This is a genomic window from Polaromonas sp. P3_C2, assembly GCF_056402675.1.
On the sequence record NZ_JBFUGX010000017.1, the window covers coordinates 1 to 17,420 of the forward strand.

The following is a 17,420-nucleotide window of genomic DNA, read 5'->3' on the forward strand; positions in this document are numbered from 1 at the left end:
GCCTACCAGCGGTCGGAGCGCAGCTGCAGATCCCAAACACCCTTGCGGATCGAGTAAACGCCGACCACGCCGTAACGCTGCTCGCCCACCGAGTCCCACTTCATGGAGCCGGTAATCGGCGCGTAGCCGTCAAAGGTGCGCAGGGTTTCGGTGATCTTTTCAGGCTTGACCGAGTTGGCGCGCCGCATGGCGCCGGCCAGGATGTACATCGCGTCGTAGGTGTAGTGGCCGCCGTAAGCCGGCTCCCTTTTGAAGGTTTCCTGGTACTTGCTCAGGAAGGCCTTGCCGTTGACGAATTCCTTGGCGTCCAGGATGGGCGAAGTAGCGTAGATTCCCTTGACTGTGTCGCTGCCCTTGAGCATGTCGGTCGTCTTGATGGTGTCGCCGCCCAGGATGCTGATCTGCTGGTTGTAGTCGATCTTCTTGAGGGCATCAATCAGCGCGAGGATCTGGAAGTCGCCTTGCGTGGACACGACCACTTCGACATTGCCGTCCTTGATCTTGCCGGCCAGCTCGTCAAACTTGGTGGTCTTGTCGTCGGATGAATAGGTGACCACTACTGCCTTGCCGGCTTTCTTCAGCTCGACGGCCGCACCGGCGGCCAGGCCCTTGCCGTAGGTGGTGCCGTCATCGACGATGGCGAACTTGCTGGCGCTGAGCTGGTTGGCGGCAAAGGAGCCGATCGCGCGGGCCTGCAGGTTGTCGTTGGCGACCAGGCGGAAGGTGGTGGCCAGGCCCAGCTCGGTGAACTTGGGGTTGGTCGAGATGGCCAGCTGGGGAATGTTTTTGGCGGCATAGACCGGTGCGGCCGGGATGCTGACGCCCGAATTGAGGTTGCCGATCACGGCGACCACGCCGGCGTCGACGAGCTGCTGCGCGACTTCCACACCGGTTTTTGGATCAGACCGGTCGTCCATGGCCACGATTTCAATCTTGACCGTCTTGCCCTTGATCTGGAAGCCCTCCTTGTTGATCTCGTCCACGGCCATCTTCACGCCGTTGTGCAAGTCCTGGCCGAGCGCGGCGAGGTTTCCCGACAGGGGCTGGGCAACACCGATCTTGATGGTGTCTGGCGGGTTGTCACAGCCCGAGAGCAGGGCGCCGGCTACGGCAATGGCGGTCAGGCCGACCAGGGTATGGCGGCGGGATGCGAAGCTGTTCATCGTGAGAACCTTGGTGGTAATGTTGGTGTAACTGAATGTATATTTCACCTTCATGAAGCGGTAGTAGGGTTCACCCATCAGCGAATGAATGTACGAGTAGATAAGTTTTACTAATGATTCTTATTGGTTCGTTTCTGACTCAAAAATGCACCTGAAAGGCTCATTTTGGTTCACTTCGATGCGTGATCGCCAGGCGTGCCTGTGGCCCGTCTCACAAACCCATCGCCGGGGAATTCAGGGAAGCAGGTGCCTGCGCAGGAAGCTGCTGATCTTCTGGTCCACCTGGGGAAGCTCGCTGCGGTCAAAGCCGGGCGGGTCCAGCAGCAGGTCTTTGGCCAGGGCTGACATGGCATCGGCCGGTGGCGGCGGCGACAGCAGCGCACCGTGGCCGCCGGTGGGCAGGTCGGCCAGGTGTTCGCAGCGCTTGCAGGCCGCAAGCACCACGTCGCTGTGAAAACGGGGCACCAGCCAGCGGTCTTGCCGGGCGGTCACCAGTCCGAGCGGCACGGGCGGTGCGGCCAGCGAGGCCATGTCGAAATCGGCGGCCAGCGGAACGCCGGCAACCACGGCGCGAATGCGCGGATCGGTGTGGGTTTGCCAGCCTGCGTCGCTGAATCTTTGGCGGATCACTGCCAGCGCCACCGATTTTTTCAGGCCGTCCAGCATGCCCCCCGTGAGCCGGGTGGTCAGCCCGACGCAGGTGTGAAAGTCCTCGGCAATGTTGGCCTCGCAATGCCGGGCCAGCAGCGCCGGGGACCAGCGGCCGCCGGCGAGCGTCAGGGCGGTATGGCCGCCGGCCGACATGCCGTACATGCCGACCTTGTCCAGCGACAGGAGCGGTGCAAGGCGCTGGTCACGCGCTACCGCGTCAATGGCGCGGGAGACCTCGGCGGGCCGCTGCTTCCAGCTGTCGGGTCCGGGGGTAGACGGGTCCATGGCGTTGTCGCCGCGGTGCAGGGGAAACGCAACGACGAAGCCGTCTTCGACCAGGCGGCGCGCCAGGTCGGTGTACGTCCAGGGCGAGCCGCCCGAGCCGTGCGAGATCACCACGAGGCGCGTGTTGCCGCGCACGGGTTGGCCACCGCGATCAAGTTTGAGGGAATAGGAGCCGAACTGGGCCTGCCGGTCTTCACCGGCGGAAGGGTAAAAAACGCTGACGGGGCCATCGTCCTGCAGGCCGGGCAGTTCGGTGAATCCCATGCCGGCCTGCACGCAGGTGGCGGCGAGCAGCAACAGGCCGCTCAGGACATAACGGTGYATGGGTGTTCCTTCGTTTTCTGGGCGCCCGGGTGGGGCATTGTGTGCGTCTGAGGGATTTTCACCGGACTCCGTGCACGGACCGTCCTGCCACGGGCTCGTCAAAAAATGCTGCAGCTTTTCCGGGCGATGTGGAAAGTCACAGCAGGCCGAGCTGCGCCCACAGCATCTTGCCCAGGTAGCGGTCGGGCATCAGCGTGAACACGCCTGCCACCAGGCATGCGCCAATGTAGAGGGACTGCATGGCGCGGCGGTGGCCCGCAATGTTGCCGCGGCTCAAATGCCAGAACGCGCCGGTCAGGCTGAGCAGTGTGAAGGGCACCAGCAGGTGGATGGGTGTGTAGCCGGCGATATTGGGATAGTCATAGTCGCGGATGAAAACTGCCGTCGCGGCGGTGACCAGCATCATCGTCACGAAGGCATAACCAAAAGCCCGGTGCAGCTTGGGCCGCTGCAAGCGCCCTTTACGCGCCCACAGCGCGACGGGCCCAATGACGATGGCGGTGCTGGCAGCAAACAGATGAATGGCGATCAGCGGTGTCAGTTGCATGGCTGTGGCGACTGGCGGAAGGGGTAACAAATTGTGCACAGAAATACCACCCCTGTCCAGACTCACTGCGTGTAGCCTGTTCTCCCCTCAAGGAGACGGCGCCTGGGGCCGGCAAAGCCGGACCCTCGGCCCCCACTGGTGGAATACCTCCACCACTTGTTGCACCCACAGAATTCTCCAACCCAGCATGAGCCGCGGAACCGGCTTTGCCGGGCCGCAGGCACAGTCCCCTGCAAGGGGAAAAGGGCTACACGGAGTGAGCCCGATAGGGGTGTGCCAATTCTCGGCTTTGCCGGGCCGCAGGCGCAGCGGCCCCCTTGGGGGGCAGGGAGCTACACGAAGTGAGCGACCGTGGGGGCCATAATCTTTCATTTTCTGGAGACCGCGTGGATATTGCACTGTTGATCAAAGCCGCCGTCATGGGCATCGTCGAGGGCCTGACTGAATTCCTGCCGATCTCCTCGACAGGGCACCTGATATTGGCCGGTGCGCTGCTGGGATTTGACGATGAAAAAGCCAAGGTGTTTGATATCGCGATCCAGACTGGCGCCATTTTTGCGGTGATCCTGGTGTACTGGCAGAAGATCCGCGCGACCGCCGTAGCCCTGCCGACCGAGAAACAGGCGCAACAGTTTGTGCTCAATGTGCTGGTGGCTTTTGTGCCCGCCGTGGTGCTGGGCCTGCTGTTCGGCAAAGCCATCAAGGCCCATCTTTTCACGCCCGTGGTGGTGGCCAGCACTTTCATCATCGGCGGCTTCATCATCCTCTGGGCCGAAAAGCGGCAGCAAAAGAACACCGCGGCTGCGCGCATCCAGGAGGTGGAGGACATGACCGTGATGGACGCGGTGAAGGTCGGCCTGGTGCAATGCCTGGCGATGATTCCCGGCACCAGCCGAAGCGGTGCGACCATCATCGGCGGCATGCTGCTGGGGCTGTCGCGCAAGGCCGCGACCGACTTCTCGTTTTTCCTGGCCATGCCGACGCTGATTGGCGCCGGCGCCTACAGCCTGTACAAGGAGCGGGCGCTGCTGTCTGCTGCCGACATGCCCATGTTTGCGGTAGGCCTGGTGTTTTCGTTTTTCAGCGCCTGGCTTTGCGTACGCTGGCTGCTGCGCTACATCTCGACCAACAGCTTTGTGCCGTTTGCCTGGTACCGCATCGCGTTCGGCATTGTGGTGCTGGCCACGGCGTGGAGCGGGCTGGTGGTTTGGGCGGCGTAAAAAACTGAGCGTCCGGTAAAAGAGACGCAGGGGAGGGGACTGCCATGACCTGGCTTCGGTATTTTTCTGTTCTTCTTTGGGGCTTGCTGCTGGCACAGCTGTCGCATGCGAGTGGCCCGGTATTTATCCCGTCGCAGGACGGCAAGCTGCAGATTCCCGGCTACTGGTTCGACACCGGCGACAAGGATCCGCGGCCCGTCATCATCGGCCTGCATGGCTGCGGCGGCGGGCTCGACAGTAAAGGCAATTTTGCCGAGCGGCTCTTCCGGTATGGCGGGTACTTCAACGCGGAGCGCATGCATTTCCTCGCGCTGGACAGCTTCACCCCGCGTGGCCAGAAATCGATTTGCGAGACACCCAACAAGCTCCGCACCATTCACGAAAGCGATCGCCGCGAGGACGTGTTCGCCGCCATCGACTGGCTGGTGAAGCAGCCGTCTGTGGATGCTTCGCGCATTGTGGTCCTGGGCTGGTCGCATGGCGCGCAGACGGTGCTCAGCACTATCGACGCCACAGACAAATACGTGCAGGCACAGAAGATGCAGCCGCGCGCCGCCGTGGCTTTTTACCCTGGCTGCCTGCTGAACAACAGGATGTGGAACTATGAAGTCCATGTGCCGCTCCTGATCATGATCGGCGAGCTCGACGACTGGACACTGGCCCCGGAGTGCGTCACCCTGCATGGGCGCCTGCAAAAGAACAAAGCCAATTCGCCGGTGGAACTGACGGTTTACCCCGGCAGCTACCACGGCTTTGACGGCCCCGGGCCTGTCAAACAAATGGAAGGCCTGGGCAACACCAAAACCGGCAAGGCCACGGTGGGCGGCAACCCCGCAGCGCGGGAAGCATCACATGCGCGCATGTTCGAGTTTCTCTCGGCGCAGCTGGGCCAGCCCTTGCTGTTGTCGCACGCCCAGCGCTTCAAAGGGCATCACTACGTGGTGCCGCCGGCCTCCGGCTTTGCGGCGGCCGATGACACAGCGGCCGTGCCGCTCAGCGACGCCGGCAAGGCGCGTTATGCCCACTTCCGCAGCTTGCCGTCTCCCAAAGCCTTTGCCGTGACGGAGAAGGGCGGCTGGTACTTCAACGCCGGCGAGCCCGAAGCCATGGCGACGACCTTCCAGCAGTGTGCGAGGGCGAAATCGAAGTGCTGGCTGTATGCGGTAGACGATCAGGTGGTGTGGCAGCCCGATGCGGCGGCGCGGGCGGGTGAAGCGGGCCTGAAACGCGTGGGTGCGCCAGCCCGTTGAGCGATGCGTTGCCCAAGCTGCGATTGGCGTGACGTCTGACAAAAGCTGTCACATCCTGGTGTTACGCTGGATTTTTAAACTTCAGGCAGGGTCGCACCATGAGTATTCTCGGCAAAATTTTCGGCAAGATATTTCCCTCGCTGCAAACGCCCGATGCCGCGCCGCCGGTGGCTGCCGCTCCCGCTGACACGGCTCCCGCAGCGCCTGCCCCGGCGCCTGCAGCGCCGCCCATGCAGCAGGTGGATGTCGAAGCCCTGCTCAACGGCATGGCCAGCAAGAACCCGGAAAAACTCAACTGGAAGACCTCTATCGTCGACCTGATGAAGCTCCTGCACCTGGACAGCAGCCTGGGTGAGCGCAAGGAGCTGGCGAAGGAACTGGGTTACACGGGTGACATGAATGACAGCGCGACCATGAACATCTGGCTGCACAAGCAGGTCATGAACAAGCTGGCAGCCAACGGCGGCAAGGTACCCGCCGACCTGATGGATTAGCCCCGCGAAGGGACGAACGCTCAGGCGGACCTGAGCTTTTCCACTAGGGCTGTGTAGCCGGCCATCGCGTCTTCGCGGGTCATGCCCTTGCGCTGGGCCCAGGCATCGTATTTGGCGCGGCCTGTCACGTCCATCATGCCGGGGCGTTCGCCGGTCGCGTCCCCCAGCGTCGCCTGTTTGTACAAGGCATAGAGGCCCAGCAGGGCTTCGTTGTCAGGTGGTTGGGCCAGCGTCTTCACCGCAATGCCGGCGGCTTCAAAAGCGCGCTCGGYTTCGCTGGGCCCGGCAGGGGCCACAGGTTCACCAAAGTGCGCGTCTTCCAGCGCCACGTCATCAGGGAACCAGCGTGCATCGAGCAGCCGGCCCGAGCGCACCGCAAAGGCCAGCACACCTTGCGACATCAGGCCGCCGGCCGTGAGCGTAGCGGGCACCACCGCCACGCCGGCATTGAACACCGGCTGCCCGAATGCCGTGAACCGCACTGCAGCGGCCCACGGCAGCATGGCTTGCAGACCCTTGTTGCCGCGGTAAACGCCGCTGGCGCGGTTGGCGCCGGGCTGGAACCATGCCATGTCCGAAGCGCCCCTGGCAAAGATGCCGGTGAAGTCGCCGGCCTCCAGCGAGGTACGCAGCGCTTGCGCAAAGGCGATGAGTGCTTCGGGGCTCATCTTCGGGTCGTCTACCGCCATGCCCAGTGAGGCCGCGCTGCTGGCGCCGAAAAACTCCAGCACGTTGCGGGCAACCTGTTCGCGGTCGTTGTCGACGCAGATCATGTGATAGCTGTTTTCCAGCACCACCATGCGGGCTTTGGCGCCGCCTATCTGCTCGACCAGGTAGTTGGCCGAGCTCAGGCTGGTGAGTTCGTCCTCGCGTGCATGGATCACCAGGGTTTCGCTGGCCATGTCTTTCAGGCCGGTCATCACCCAGCCGCGAAGCCGGTCTACCTGCCGCACGCAGGCCAGCGGTACCCAGCGGTAATGAAAGGCTTCACCGCGCGCAAATTTGGCCTTGACGATGGCGCGCAGCTGTTCGTTCTTGATGCCGAAAGGGTCTTCTTCCTCGACCTTCATGCGTGCTGCAACGCCGGGCAGGTGGTACATCAGGTGGCGCAGCGGTGTGTACCAGGCGGTGGCCCACCCGTCGATGTAGATAGGCGGCGCCAGCGCGATCAGCTTGCCGCGCGTGTGCTTTTGCCGCTTGGCCAGCTCGGTGGCCAGCAGTGCGCCCATGCACATGCCCATGATGTGGAAGTTGTCGTGCTGCGCGGCCACCTCGTGGTATTTGGCGGTGACGGCATCCATCCACTGCTCAGCGGTCACGTTCACCAAATCCTCGGGCGTGGTGCCGTGGCCGGGCAGGGTCAGCGAATGGGTGACAAAACCGGCGTTTTTCAGCCGCTTGTGCATGGAGCCCAGATCGTATTGCGTGCCGCCCAGCCCGTGAATGAGGAAAACGGCCGGCGTCTTCTTGTCCACGGCCGGCGCTGGTGACTCGGCGGAAGCGGTGCTGGAAGTGTCCAGAGCCACGTCAGGCCTCGACTTCCAGCAGCGCTGCAACCTGTTCGACATTGCCGTCGGCGCCGCGCACACCCGACAGGCGCGCGTTCACGCTGGCCACGCGGCCGTCGCTCCAGCGCAGGGTGTTCTTCCACAGCACGTGGTCGCGCTGGCCCTGCGTCAGGTCGCGCCAGTCGGCTTGCAGTCCGGGCTGCTCTTGCGGGTCGGCGTGGGCGATGAAGTCCTGCACGGTCAGCAGTGCGTTGGCGTTGGTGCGCAGCAACTCGCTGGCACCTTCGCCCCATTCGGCAGCGCCCGTCCTGGCGTCAAAATTGGCGACCACCGTGCGGTTGGAGTCCAGCACCTGGCGGTAGCGGGTGCGCCAGTCCTGCGCCTGCGCCAGGGCCTGTGCGGCGGTGGCGCCCAGGGCATTGACCACGCCCACCAGCAGCGCCATCACGGCGACATAACCTTGTACCTCGATCACCGCTTCGCCGGGAAAGCCTTCCACTTCGGCGAAGGGGCCGCCGCCGGCGTTGGTCCAGGCGACCAGGGCCAGCGCGCCGATGAGCGTGGCCACCGTGGCGCCGCGTTCTTTCCAGAGGATGGCGGTCACCACCATGAAGGGCAGCGGCAGGTAGGTGAGGGTGGGGCCCAGCGATGCGCTGAACCGGTCGGACACATCGCTTGAAAAGATCAGCCCCGCCACCACAAAGAAAAGCAGGAAGGTGCCCGCGCCCGCCAGGAACTGGCTGGTGGCCATGCCGCCCGAGCGCTTGACCTTGAAGCCGGAAAACGCAGTGATGAGCGGCGCGATCAGCAAGATGCCGACAAAGGTGGTGCAGGTCCACACGCGCCATTCGGTCAGCAGGACAACGGGCTCCGGCAGGGCCCAGCTCCAGAGCATCACGCCGATGCTGGCACCCAGCGCGGAGGTCAGCAGTGCGCCCAGCAGCACGCCGGCGTAAGCCTTGCCCGGCTCCATGCCGCCGTCGGGCCCGGTGCTGCGCAGCAGGCGCGCCACCCAGGCGCCCAGGCTGGCGCAGAGGGCTTCGTTCAGGCCAAAAGCGATGGCAGGCAACACGGCCAGGCCGTCCAGCAAAGCCAGCGCGATGGCCGCCAGCGCGGCGCCCGCCAGTACGGCGGGGCGCTTGGGCGGCTTCACGGCCAGCAGCGCGCCAAAGGTGACGCCCGTGGCCAGCCAGACGGATGCGCTCAGCGTCATCGCGTCGCCCATGCTTTGGGACAGCACCGCTGCAACGGCCCAGGCTAGAAAGGTCACGGCAAGGGTGACGATAAAGGACAGGGCCATGAGAAACCTCCTCTGAGAATCGTTCTGATGCGCGGCACAGGGGCTGCCGGATGTGCTGGGCTAGTTTATCCAGTCTGTTGCGAATGTTGAACCGCAGTCTTGAGGGTAAGTCCCCGCGGCGTCAATATCGCTGAAATCTGCACTTTTAGGTGGTTTTTGGCCTTTTGGGAAATAGGGACGGGCGCTGGCAGCTATTGAATTGATAGCGGTTCCTTGAGGCCGGTTTGTGTTCCGACTGGGCGCTTTCGTCTAGGAGCTGCTGGCCGGGCAACCCCCGGCCAGCCGCCCTCAGCAGAGGGCGCACCGCCGGAAACAACAGCAGCCTACTCGAGGAAATTCCTCAAAGCCGCCTCAACCGCAGCCGCCGTTGCCAATGGCTTCTCCATCGGAAACAGATGACTCCCATCCAGCATCATGATCCGCCCCTTCGTCACCTTTTCGGTCATCGCCATCCCAACCTGCTTCATCTCGGCCGACTGCCGCCCGCCGATAAAGGCAACAGGGCATTTCAGCGGGTGGCGTTTAAGCAGGCCTTCCAGGTTGTGGGGAAGCGTGTTGTAGATCGCGGTTTCGACGTCGCGGTCGAAGCTCAGCAGGCGCTGGCCTTCGCCGGCATCGTCGTGGGTGCCATGCTCGATGTAGTCGCGCAGCACTTGCTCGTCCCAGGCGGCAAATGCCTTCTTGCTGCGAAAGTGTTCAAAGACCTCGTCTTTGCCTACCCATTGGTGACGGCGTTTGCGGCTGATGGCACCGGGGGATATGGAGCCCACCAGTTGTGCTCGCTTGGCCACGCTCAGCGCTGCGGCGCGCCAGCCGCCGAGGATGGGGGAGTCGACCAGCACCACGCCCTTGACGGGCTGGCCGCCGAGCACCGGGTTGCGCGCAGCGCACATCAGGCTTAAAAAGCCGCCCAGCGAATGGCCCACCAGGAAAGCCGGCTGGCCGGATTTTTCAACCTCGCGGGCCGTGAAGTCGGCCAACTGCTGCACCAGGTGCGGCCAGTTGCTGGTGACCGGGTAGCGCGGGTCGTGGCCGAATTTTTCAATCGCCTTGACCTGAAAGCCGCGTGCTTTCAGGCTCTGGAACACCGCGCTGTAGGTGCTGGCGGGGAAGCTGTTGCCGTGGGAAAAAATGACCAGCGGCTTTGCGTTGGCGGGCACGGCTTAAATCAGTTTCTCGTCAGGCGTGCTGATCTTCTTCAACGGCTCATGGCGGGTGGCCGGCATCTTCAGCGGGATGTCGGTGTGCGCGTCGTCCCACACCGGGTCTTCGATGCTGTCGAACACCTCGCGCAGCTTCTGGCCCCAGCTGCTGTGCATCATGCGGTAGTAGGGGTTGTCGTTGTCGATGCAGACGATCTTGTCGCTCCGGTAGGTGTCAGCCTCATAGACCACCAGATCCAGCGGCAGGCCAACCGAGAGATTCGACTTCATGGTCGAGTCCATGGACACCAGCACACACTTGGCGGCTTCGGCCAGCGGCGTGGCCGGGGTGAGCACGCGGTCCAGTACGGGTTTGCCGTACTTGGATTCGCCGACCTGGAAGTAAGGTGTCTCGTCGGTCGCTTCGATGAAGTTGCCGGCCGAATACATCTGGAAGAGGCGCATGTTCTCGCCGCGGATCTGCCCGCCGAAGACCAACGAGACGTTGAAGTCGACGTCGGCGTTTTTCAGTGCTTCGGCGTCACGGTCGTAGACGCGGCGTATTGCCGAGCCCAGCACGCGTGCGGCATCGAACATGCTTTTGGCGTTCCAGATCGTGATGGCTTCTCCGCCGTCGTGGTCCTTGAGCTGCTCGATCTGCAGGATCTCGCGGATCGACTGGGAAATCGACAGATTGCCGGCCGACAGCAGCACCATRAAACGGTCGCCCGGCTTTTCATAGACGATCATTTTGCGGAAGGTGCTGATGTGGTCCAGGCCCGCGTTGGTGCGGGAGTCTGACAGGAACACCAGCCCGGCGTTGAGTTTGGCGGCGACGCAGTAAGTCATGAGGTGGCTTTGGTGGCTTGGAAGTGTGGGGGCGGTCGGGTTGCGCTGGGTCACGGGGAGGTAGAGATCTTTTTCAGGCGGTACAGGGCGTCCAGCGCCTCGCGCGGACTCAGTGCATCGGGGTCTATGGTACCCAATGCCTTGTCCACGGCACTTTGTTCGGGCGCGGCGGCTTCGGGTGGGGCGGCGAACAGGTCGACCTGGGCGCGTGCTTCCGTCTGGTGGGCTTCCAGCGCGGTGAGCGCATGGCGGGCATGGTTGACGACGGCCGCGGGCACGCCGGCCAGCTTGGCCACGGCAATCCCGTAGCTTTTGCTGGCAGGGCCGGGCTCTATGTGGTGCAAAAACACGATGTCGGCGCCGGACTCGACTGCGCTCACATGCACGTTGATGGCGCCGTGGTGCTGCGCCGGGAATTCGGTGAGCTCAAAGTAATGTGTGGCAAACAGCGTGAAGGCCTGGGTCTTGTTGTGCAGGTAGGCGGCAATGCCGCCGGCCAGCGCCAGTCCGTCGAATGTCGAGGTGCCGCGGCCGATTTCGTCCATCAGTACCAGCGAATGCGGTGTGGCGGCGTGCAGGATCTGCGCGGCCTCGGTCATTTCCAGCATGAAGGTCGATTGCGCGTTGGCCACGTCATCGGCTGCGCCTATGCGGGTGTGGATGGCATCTATGGGCCCGAGCCGGCAGCTGGCCGCCGGCACATACGAGCCCACGCTGGCCAGCAGCACGATCAGCGCCACCTGGCGCATGTAGGTCGACTTGCCGCCCATGTTGGGGCCGGTGATGACCTGCATGCGGTGCTTGCCGCTCATGACGGAATCGTTGGCGATGAAGGCGCCGCCGCCCGTCTCAGCCAGGCGCGCTTCGACGACAGGGTGGCGGCCCTGGCTGATGTCAATGCAGGGTTCGCGTACGAACACCGGCGCGGCCCAGTTGAGGGTGAGTGAGCGTTCGGCCAATGCGCACAGCGCGTCGAGTGAGGCGAGGGCGCGCGCCAGGCGGCTCAGCGCGGGAATGAAGTCCTGCAACTGATCGAGCAGCTGTTCATACAGCCACTTCTCGCGCGCCAATGCGCGCTCCTGCGCCGACAGGGCTTTGTCTTCAAAGGCTTTGAGTTCGGGCGTGATGTAGCGCTCGGCATTTTTCAGTGTCTGGCGGCGGCGGTAGTCGTCGGGCACCTTGTCGAGTTGGCCTTGGGTGACTTCAATGTAGAAGCCGTGCACCTTGTTGAACTGCACACGCAGGTTGGCGATGCCGGTGCGGGCTTTTTCGCGGCCTTCCAGGTCCAGCAGGAAATCGTCGCAGTTGGTCTGGATGGCGCGCAATTCGTCCAGGTCTGCATCGCAGCCGTGGTTGATGACGCCGCCGTCGCGTATCAGTGCGGCGGGCTCGTCCAGCACATAGCGGCCCAGCAGTTCGCGGCAGCCTTCCGGTGGTTGCAGGTCTTCAAAGATTTTGGTTAAAAGTGCCGGCAGCCCAATATTGGCGGGCGCAACCAGCTCTGTTTTTTGTAGCGTGTCTTTCAGGGCCACGAGCTCGCGCGGCCGCACCTGGCGCAGCGCGATGCGGGCGGTGATGCGTTCCACATCGCTGCAGCCCTTGAGCCTGGCGCGCAGGGTTTGCTGGGAGCCGCTGCGCAGGTGGGTAATGGCATCCAGCCTGTCGGCGGCCTGTGCCCGGTCACGGCGCGGGGTGAGCAGCCAGCTTTTCAGTGCACGGCTGCCCATGCCGGTGGTGCAGGTGTCCAGCAGCGAAAACAGCGTGGGCGATTCTTCGCCGCGCAGGGTCTGCGTGAGCTCCAGGTTGCGGCGCGTGGTTTGCGGCAGCTCGATCAGCTCGCCCGAACGCACCACCTGCAGGCCCTGCACATGCGACAGCGCCCGGCCCTGGGTGTGTTCAGCGTAGCCCAGCAGTGCCGAGGCGGCGGCGTGCGCCTCATTCAGTGCTTCAGCATTCCAGGATGCGAGCGAGGCGACCTTGAGCTGGTCCAGCAGGCGGCGCGCGCCCAGGGCGGAATCAAACTGCCATGCGGGGCGGGCGCTGGCGGCGCAGCGCTGGGTTTTGAGGCGCTGCTCAAAGGCCGGCGTTACGTCGACGTTGTAAAGCAGTTCGCTGGGCGCCACGCGCGCCAGCCAGGCTTCCAGTTCGTCATTGGCGCAGTGCGCCAGGTGGATTTCGCCCTGCGTCACGCTGAGCCAGGCCAGGCCGCAGGTGTTGCGCGCGCCCTGGTGCACGGCCAGCAGGATGGATTCGGTCTTGTCGCTCAGCAGTTCGGTGTCGGTCAGTGTGCCGGGCGTGACCACGCGCACCACTTTGCGCTCCACGGGGCCTTTGCTGGTGGCGACGTCGCCGACCTGCTCGCAGATGGCTACCGATTCGCCGAGCTTGATGAGCTTGGCCAGGTAGCCTTCCAGCGAATGAAAGGGCACGCCCGCCATGACAACCGGCTCGCCCGCGGACTGGCCGCGCCGTGTCAGCGTGATGTCCAGCAGGCGGGAGGCCTTTTCCGCATCGGCAAAGAAGACCTCGTAGAAATCCCCCATGCGGTAAAAAACCAGGGTGTCGGGGTACTCCGCCTTGATGCGCTTGTATTGCGTCATCATGGGCGTGTCTTCCGGCGCGCCGCCTGTTGGATTTTTGCCCCGAATTGTTTCTTTTTGCATCAATGACCTAGCGCATGCGCGCTTCCTTCTGTTCGCATTTTTATCTCGCCAATTGCCTATCTTAGGGGCYGTTCTTCGATGTTTCCGGCCCCTGATTGTCCTTTACTATCAGTCACTTACCGCCAACACCGGCTTTTGCCGGGAAAGATTGCGGTGGGCCCCTCAGTCGGCATAAAACCTTACGCTGGAATCCGGAAATCTGCCAAAGAGCGGCATTTTTGGGGAGGTAGACTCGCTTGCATTCATCTATTCAAAAAGCAAACCGGATACGGTCTGCGCCAGGGCCCACGACCTCAACCGAAAGGCAAGCAATGACCGAGCCGAGTATCCCGCCTTTCAACAGCGTAAGCGGGGCGGAGCCGACTGACACTGCGCTTGCCGAGCCGTCCCTGGCCAATAAGGGCCGCAGGGCGGTGCATGAAACTGCCCGTCTTTGCGTGGGTTACCTGGTACTTGTTGGCGTCAGCCTGGCGGTCTCGCTGCTGGCGGTGGTCATGCGGCCCTTGTTGCCGAGGGTATTAAGCAAACGCTGGGGGCGCAGGCTCGTGGCCGCCACTTTCCGCTCTTATCTGCGCCTGCTGGTGTTGATGGGGGCCTGTCGGTTCGACCTGACGGCGCTGGATGCGCTGCAGGCAGGCCCTCCAGTGATCATCGCGCCCAATCATCCTTCCCTGCTGGACGCCATCATGATCCTGTCGCGTTTGCCGGACGCCACCTGCATCATGAAGGCGGACATCGTCAACAGCGTTTTTTTTGGGGCCGGCGCGCGACTGGTGGGTTATATCCGCAATACGCCGCTGCGCACCATGGTGCAGCTGGCCGTCGCCGACTTGCGCCAGGGCAGCAGTTTGCTGCTTTTTCCGGAGGGCACCCGCACACGGCGGTTTCCTGTAGGACGCATGCAGGGAACGACGAGCCTGATTTCCAAATACGCGGGTGTGCCGGTGCAAACCGYTTTTATCGAAACCGATTCGAGGTTTCTGGGCAAGGGCTGGTCCCTGCTATGGACGCCGAAAATGCCGGTCACTTACCGTGTTCGCCTCGGAAAATGCTTTGAACCGGTAAGCGACACGGCGCACTTCACCGCAGAGCTGGAACAATACTTCCAGGCCGAGCTGGGGCGTACCCGGGCGTCCTCCCTGACTGCTTCTGCGCCGCCGGCGTGAAGGTGCACGCAGTTTTCCGTTCAAGTTAGATCCCTCGATGAATGATTCCCTTCGCGACATGTCCAGGACGCACCTCGTCCTGATTCCCAGTTACAACCCCGGTGTCAAAGTTGACGAAACAGTCCGCAGTGCACTTGCGCAGTGGGCGCCGGTCTGGGTGGTCGTCGACGGCAGCACTGACGGCAGCACCGACCGTCTGCTGGCAATGGCCGCAGACGATGCGCGCTTGCGGGTCGTGGTGTTGCCGCGCAATGTGGGCAAGGGTGCCGCAGTGCTGCACGGCATTGAGCTGGCTGCGGCCCAGGGGTTCACGCATGTGCTGACCATGGACTCCGATGGGCAGCACCCCGCCCACCTGATTCCGGAGTTCATGGTCGCGTCGCTGGCCCAACCCGCTGTCATGGTGCTCGGCGTGCCGGTATTCGCCGCGGATGCACCACGCCTGCGTGTCAACGGACGCAAGGTGTCCAATGGATGGGCCGACCTGGAAACCCTGTGGGCCGGCATCGGGGATTCCCTGTTCGGCTTTCGTGTTTACCCGATCGCGCCGCTGCGTGATGTGATGGCCGGGCAACGCTGGATGCGCCGCTTTGATTTTGACCCGGAAGCCGTGGTGCGCATGTGCTGGCGCGGGGTGAAGCCGGTCAACCTGCCGGCCACCGTGAAGTATTTTCGGCCCGACGAGGGAGGGGTGTCGCACTTCAACTACTTGCGCGACAACCTTTTGCTCACCTGGATGCATTCCCGGCTTTTCATCGGGTTTGTGCTGCGCTTGCCAGTGTTGCTGGCCCGGCGCCTGTTTCAGCGATCGTGATGAGTTGAGGCCAGGGCCGGGGCCGCGGAGCCGGGCTGCGATTTGACTGCCTGGTATTCTGAAAATACGCCGGCTTCCAGGTGTTGCCTGACATCCGCCAGACCCGCCGCGCGCAACGTGGCCAGCACCTGTTCGGGCGGCACGCAGGCTTCTATGCTGTCCCAGTAGTAGCGCCAGATGGACGCGGTTTCCTTTTGCCGCGAAACGAAGCGCGTCAGCAGCGGTATGACGCCGCGCATGTAGGTCTTGAGCAACCAGCGGCCCCAGCGGCTTTTTGCCTGGGTGATTTCGAGCACGCAGAGCCGTCCACCGGGCTTCAACACGCGTTCAAATTCTGCAAATGCCACACCCAGGTCGCTGATGTGGCGCAGGGCATAACCCATGCTTAAAAAATCGAAATGGTTGTCCGGAAACGGAAGGGACTCGGCCCGGCCTTCCACCAGCACCATGGTTTTTGGCAGCTTGCTGGCGGCCATCATGCCGGGGCTGGGATCAAGGCCGGTCACCAGTGTGGGGTCTCCGGTCAAGAGGCAGGCTTGCGCGGCAACCAGGCCGGTTCCCACGCCCACGTCGAGGACTTTCATGCCGGTTTTCAGGCCGCCGCGAATCAATGCGTCGCGTCGATAGCGTGAACCGCTGCCCCAGGCCAGGATTGCCTCGATGCGGTCATAGTCCGGCGCGGTACTGTCAAAAATCCTGCGCAGATAGGTTTGCCGGTCCTGCTCTGTCTGGTAATACTCGGTCAGCGGGACATGGGGTGCATGCACCGTGGGAGTGTTTTCAGGAATGGTCATGGAGTGCCTTTTTAAATCATGCCGCCGTTGATGGAAATAACCTGGCCGCTGATGTAAGCTGCGCGCTCTGAAGTCAGAAAACTCACGAGGTCGGCGACTTCTTCAGGTCGCCCGGCTCGTTTCATGGGTACCAGCTGCGCGATGGCAGTGGCATCAAAACTGTCCTGGCTCATCGGTGTCGCGATGATGCCCGGCGCGACCGCATTAACCGTGATGCCGCGGCTGGCCACCTCCAGTGCAAGGGATTTGGTGGCTGAATGCAATGCGCCTTTGGCCGCCGAATAATTCACCTGTCCGCGGTTGCCTGCCACTGCCGCGACCGACGTGATATTGATGATACGCCCCCAGCGCGTACGGATCATCGGCATCATCAAGGGCTGGGTGACATGAAAAAAGCCATTCAGCGATACGTCAATGACCTGTTGCCACTGCCGCAGCTGCATGCCCGGAAAGACCGCGTCGTCATGAATGCCGGCGTTGTTCACGACCACCTGGACCGGCCCCTGAAGCAGCAGGGTTTCCAGTGCAATGGCGGTTGCGGCGGCATCAGTGACATCAAACGCCACAGCTTCCGCATGACCGCCTGACGCCTGGATGGAAGCCACCAGTGCTGATGCGGCATCGAGGCCGCGGTTGGCATGCACGATGACGTGAAATCCATCGGCAGCCAGTTGCCGGCAAATGGCTGAGCCGATGGCGCCACTGCCACCGGTGACCAGCGCGCGTTTGAGTACGGAGGCGTTCATGCAGTCCCCTTTGATGGCGCGTCGAGCATCACCACGGCGCGGCCCGACAGAAGCAGTGCAGGGCCTGCGTGGACCGTGAACCCATAAAGAATACTGCCGGCGTCGCCGCTCGTGCGCTCGGCATGGATGGTGAGCGCGAGGTTGATGTCGTCGAGTCTTTCGACGTGCAAGGTGACCCCGCGAACGCTGACCAGGTAGCCGAAGGGGGTGGCGTTGTCGTCTGCCTTGTGATTTTTCTGGGTGCCGGCCGCGGCTTCCGAGATCAGTGCGCCGTGCACAGCCATGGCTTGCGCTGCGTATTCAATCCCGCATGCGGCGCCCAGCCTTCCGTAGGCACGCAGGGGATTGCCGGCAGCGCGGTGGCTCGTGGCTTCGCAAGAAATTTGACTGTTGTCCCACGCCGTGACGCGTTCAAGCAGGCACATGCTGCCTTGATGGGGAATACGGCGCGCGATCTCGTCGTGCCCAAGGCTCAAAGGCGCGCTGCAGGCCTTGGTGGGCATC

The 17,420-nt window shown here is 63.1% G+C and carries 16 protein-coding genes; 5 read left to right on the forward strand and 11 right to left on the reverse strand.

Annotated elements, in window-relative coordinates:
* Positions 1-2 precede the first annotated feature (2 nt).
* The 3 genes from AC1DWI_RS01715 to AC1DWI_RS01725 all read right to left on the reverse strand — a co-directional run bounded on the left by AC1DWI_RS01715 (position 3) and on the right by AC1DWI_RS01725 (position 2,970).
* The gene (locus AC1DWI_RS01715; protein WP_477671625.1) at positions 3-1,163 is read right to left on the reverse strand and encodes a branched-chain amino acid ABC transporter substrate-binding protein; all 1,161 of its coding nucleotides are present in this window, start codon (positions 1,161-1,163) and stop codon (positions 3-5) included.
* Positions 1,164-1,397: 234 nt separating this feature from the next.
* Positions 1,398-2,423: an alpha/beta hydrolase family protein gene (locus AC1DWI_RS01720; protein WP_477671542.1), complete on the reverse strand. Its 1,026-nt coding sequence runs from the start codon at positions 2,421-2,423 to the stop codon at positions 1,398-1,400.
* Positions 2,424-2,559: 136 nt separating this feature from the next.
* The gene (locus AC1DWI_RS01725) at positions 2,560-2,970 is read right to left on the reverse strand and encodes a DUF2306 domain-containing protein (protein ID WP_477671543.1); all 411 of its coding nucleotides are present in this window, start codon (positions 2,968-2,970) and stop codon (positions 2,560-2,562) included.
* 386 nt (positions 2,971-3,356) lie between these two features.
* Here AC1DWI_RS01725 and AC1DWI_RS01730 point away from each other — a divergent pair, with 386 nt between their 5' ends.
* From AC1DWI_RS01730 to AC1DWI_RS01740, 3 genes are all read left to right on the forward strand, one after another.
* Positions 3,357-4,190 (forward strand): undecaprenyl-diphosphate phosphatase, encoded by an 834-nt coding sequence (locus AC1DWI_RS01730; protein WP_457279124.1) that lies wholly within the window; start codon positions 3,357-3,359, stop codon positions 4,188-4,190.
* A 44-nt stretch (positions 4,191-4,234) separates the two neighbouring features.
* On the forward strand, positions 4,235-5,440 hold the full coding sequence (locus tag AC1DWI_RS01735) for a dienelactone hydrolase family protein (RefSeq protein WP_477671544.1): 1,206 nt from the start codon (positions 4,235-4,237) through the stop codon (positions 5,438-5,440).
* A gap of 98 nt (positions 5,441-5,538) precedes the next feature.
* Complete coding sequence (locus tag AC1DWI_RS01740; protein WP_477666371.1) at positions 5,539-5,934, forward strand: DUF3597 domain-containing protein; 396 nt, start codon at positions 5,539-5,541, stop codon at positions 5,932-5,934.
* A 20-nt stretch (positions 5,935-5,954) separates the two neighbouring features.
* Here AC1DWI_RS01740 and AC1DWI_RS01745 read toward each other — a convergent pair whose 3' ends face one another.
* The 5 genes from AC1DWI_RS01745 to mutS all read right to left on the reverse strand — a co-directional run bounded on the left by AC1DWI_RS01745 (position 5,955) and on the right by mutS (position 13,396).
* Positions 5,955-7,460: an acyl-CoA-binding protein gene (locus AC1DWI_RS01745; RefSeq protein ID WP_477724294.1), complete on the reverse strand. Its 1,506-nt coding sequence runs from the start codon at positions 7,458-7,460 to the stop codon at positions 5,955-5,957.
* 1 nt (position 7,461) lies between these two features.
* Positions 7,462-8,742, reverse strand: coding sequence for an MASE1 domain-containing protein (locus AC1DWI_RS01750; RefSeq protein WP_477671546.1), 1,281 nt, complete (start codon positions 8,740-8,742; stop codon positions 7,462-7,464).
* A 323-nt stretch (positions 8,743-9,065) separates the two neighbouring features.
* On the reverse strand, positions 9,066-9,902 hold the full coding sequence (locus tag AC1DWI_RS01755) for an alpha/beta hydrolase (RefSeq protein WP_477671547.1): 837 nt from the start codon (positions 9,900-9,902) through the stop codon (positions 9,066-9,068).
* A gap of 3 nt (positions 9,903-9,905) precedes the next feature.
* Entirely contained in the window at positions 9,906-10,733 is an 828-nt protein-coding gene (locus AC1DWI_RS01760) for a proteasome-type protease (RefSeq protein ID WP_477671548.1), read from the reverse strand.
* A gap of 50 nt (positions 10,734-10,783) precedes the next feature.
* Positions 10,784-13,396, reverse strand: a complete 2,613-nt coding sequence (mutS, locus tag AC1DWI_RS01765) for a DNA mismatch repair protein MutS (protein WP_477671549.1) — start codon at positions 13,394-13,396, stop codon at positions 10,784-10,786.
* Between the two features lie 311 nt (positions 13,397-13,707).
* Between mutS and AC1DWI_RS01770 the strand changes: the two genes are divergently transcribed.
* Positions 13,708-14,562: a lysophospholipid acyltransferase family protein gene (locus tag AC1DWI_RS01770; RefSeq protein WP_477724295.1), complete on the forward strand. Its 855-nt coding sequence runs from the start codon at positions 13,708-13,710 to the stop codon at positions 14,560-14,562.
* A 37-nt stretch (positions 14,563-14,599) separates the two neighbouring features.
* Positions 14,600-15,376: a glycosyltransferase family 2 protein gene (locus AC1DWI_RS01775; RefSeq protein WP_457279115.1), complete on the forward strand. Its 777-nt coding sequence runs from the start codon at positions 14,600-14,602 to the stop codon at positions 15,374-15,376.
* Here AC1DWI_RS01775 and AC1DWI_RS01780 read toward each other — a convergent pair.
* From AC1DWI_RS01780 to AC1DWI_RS01790, 3 genes are read right to left on the reverse strand one after another with little or no spacing between them, the layout of a single operon-like run.
* Positions 15,364-16,170, reverse strand: a complete 807-nt coding sequence (locus AC1DWI_RS01780; protein WP_477671551.1) for a class I SAM-dependent methyltransferase — start codon at positions 16,168-16,170, stop codon at positions 15,364-15,366. The two genes, AC1DWI_RS01775 and AC1DWI_RS01780, sit on opposite strands and share 13 nt — an antisense overlap.
* Positions 16,171-16,181: 11 nt before the next feature.
* Positions 16,182-16,916, reverse strand: coding sequence for a 3-oxoacyl-ACP reductase FabG (gene fabG, locus AC1DWI_RS01785; protein ID WP_477671552.1), 735 nt, complete (start codon positions 16,914-16,916; stop codon positions 16,182-16,184).
* On the reverse strand, positions 16,913-17,419 hold the full coding sequence (locus tag AC1DWI_RS01790) for an ApeP family dehydratase (RefSeq protein ID WP_477671626.1): 507 nt from the start codon (positions 17,417-17,419) through the stop codon (positions 16,913-16,915). The genes fabG and AC1DWI_RS01790 overlap by 4 nt, the downstream gene beginning before the upstream one ends.
* Position 17,420: the final 1 nt, after the last annotated feature.

Excerpts from the sequence above, each read along its gene's own strand:
- AC1DWI_RS01715 (WP_477671625.1), bottom strand. The coding sequence starts at position 1,163 with ATGAACAGCTTCGCATCCCGCCGCCATACCCTGGTCGGCCTGACCGCC.
- AC1DWI_RS01725 (WP_477671543.1), bottom strand. The coding sequence starts at position 2,970 with ATGCAACTGACACCGCTGATCGCCATTCATCTGTTTGCTGCCAGCACC.
- AC1DWI_RS01735 (WP_477671544.1), top strand. The coding sequence starts at position 4,235 with ATGACCTGGCTTCGGTATTTTTCTGTTCTTCTTTGGGGCTTGCTGCTG.
- AC1DWI_RS01740 (WP_477666371.1), top strand. The coding sequence starts at position 5,539 with ATGAGTATTCTCGGCAAAATTTTCGGCAAGATATTTCCCTCGCTGCAA.
- AC1DWI_RS01750 (WP_477671546.1), bottom strand. The coding sequence starts at position 8,742 with ATGGCCCTGTCCTTTATCGTCACCCTTGCCGTGACCTTTCTAGCCTGG.
- mutS (WP_477671549.1), bottom strand. The coding sequence starts at position 13,396 with ATGCAAAAAGAAACAATTCGGGGCAAAAATCCAACAGGCGGCGCGCCG.
- AC1DWI_RS01775 (WP_457279115.1), top strand. The coding sequence starts at position 14,600 with ATGAATGATTCCCTTCGCGACATGTCCAGGACGCACCTCGTCCTGATT.
- AC1DWI_RS01780 (WP_477671551.1), bottom strand. The coding sequence starts at position 16,170 with ATGACCATTCCTGAAAACACTCCCACGGTGCATGCACCCCATGTCCCG.
- fabG (WP_477671552.1), bottom strand. The coding sequence starts at position 16,916 with ATGAACGCCTCCGTACTCAAACGCGCGCTGGTCACCGGTGGCAGTGGC.
- AC1DWI_RS01790 (WP_477671626.1), bottom strand. The coding sequence starts at position 17,419 with ATGCCCACCAAGGCCTGCAGCGCGCCTTTGAGCCTTGGGCACGACGAG.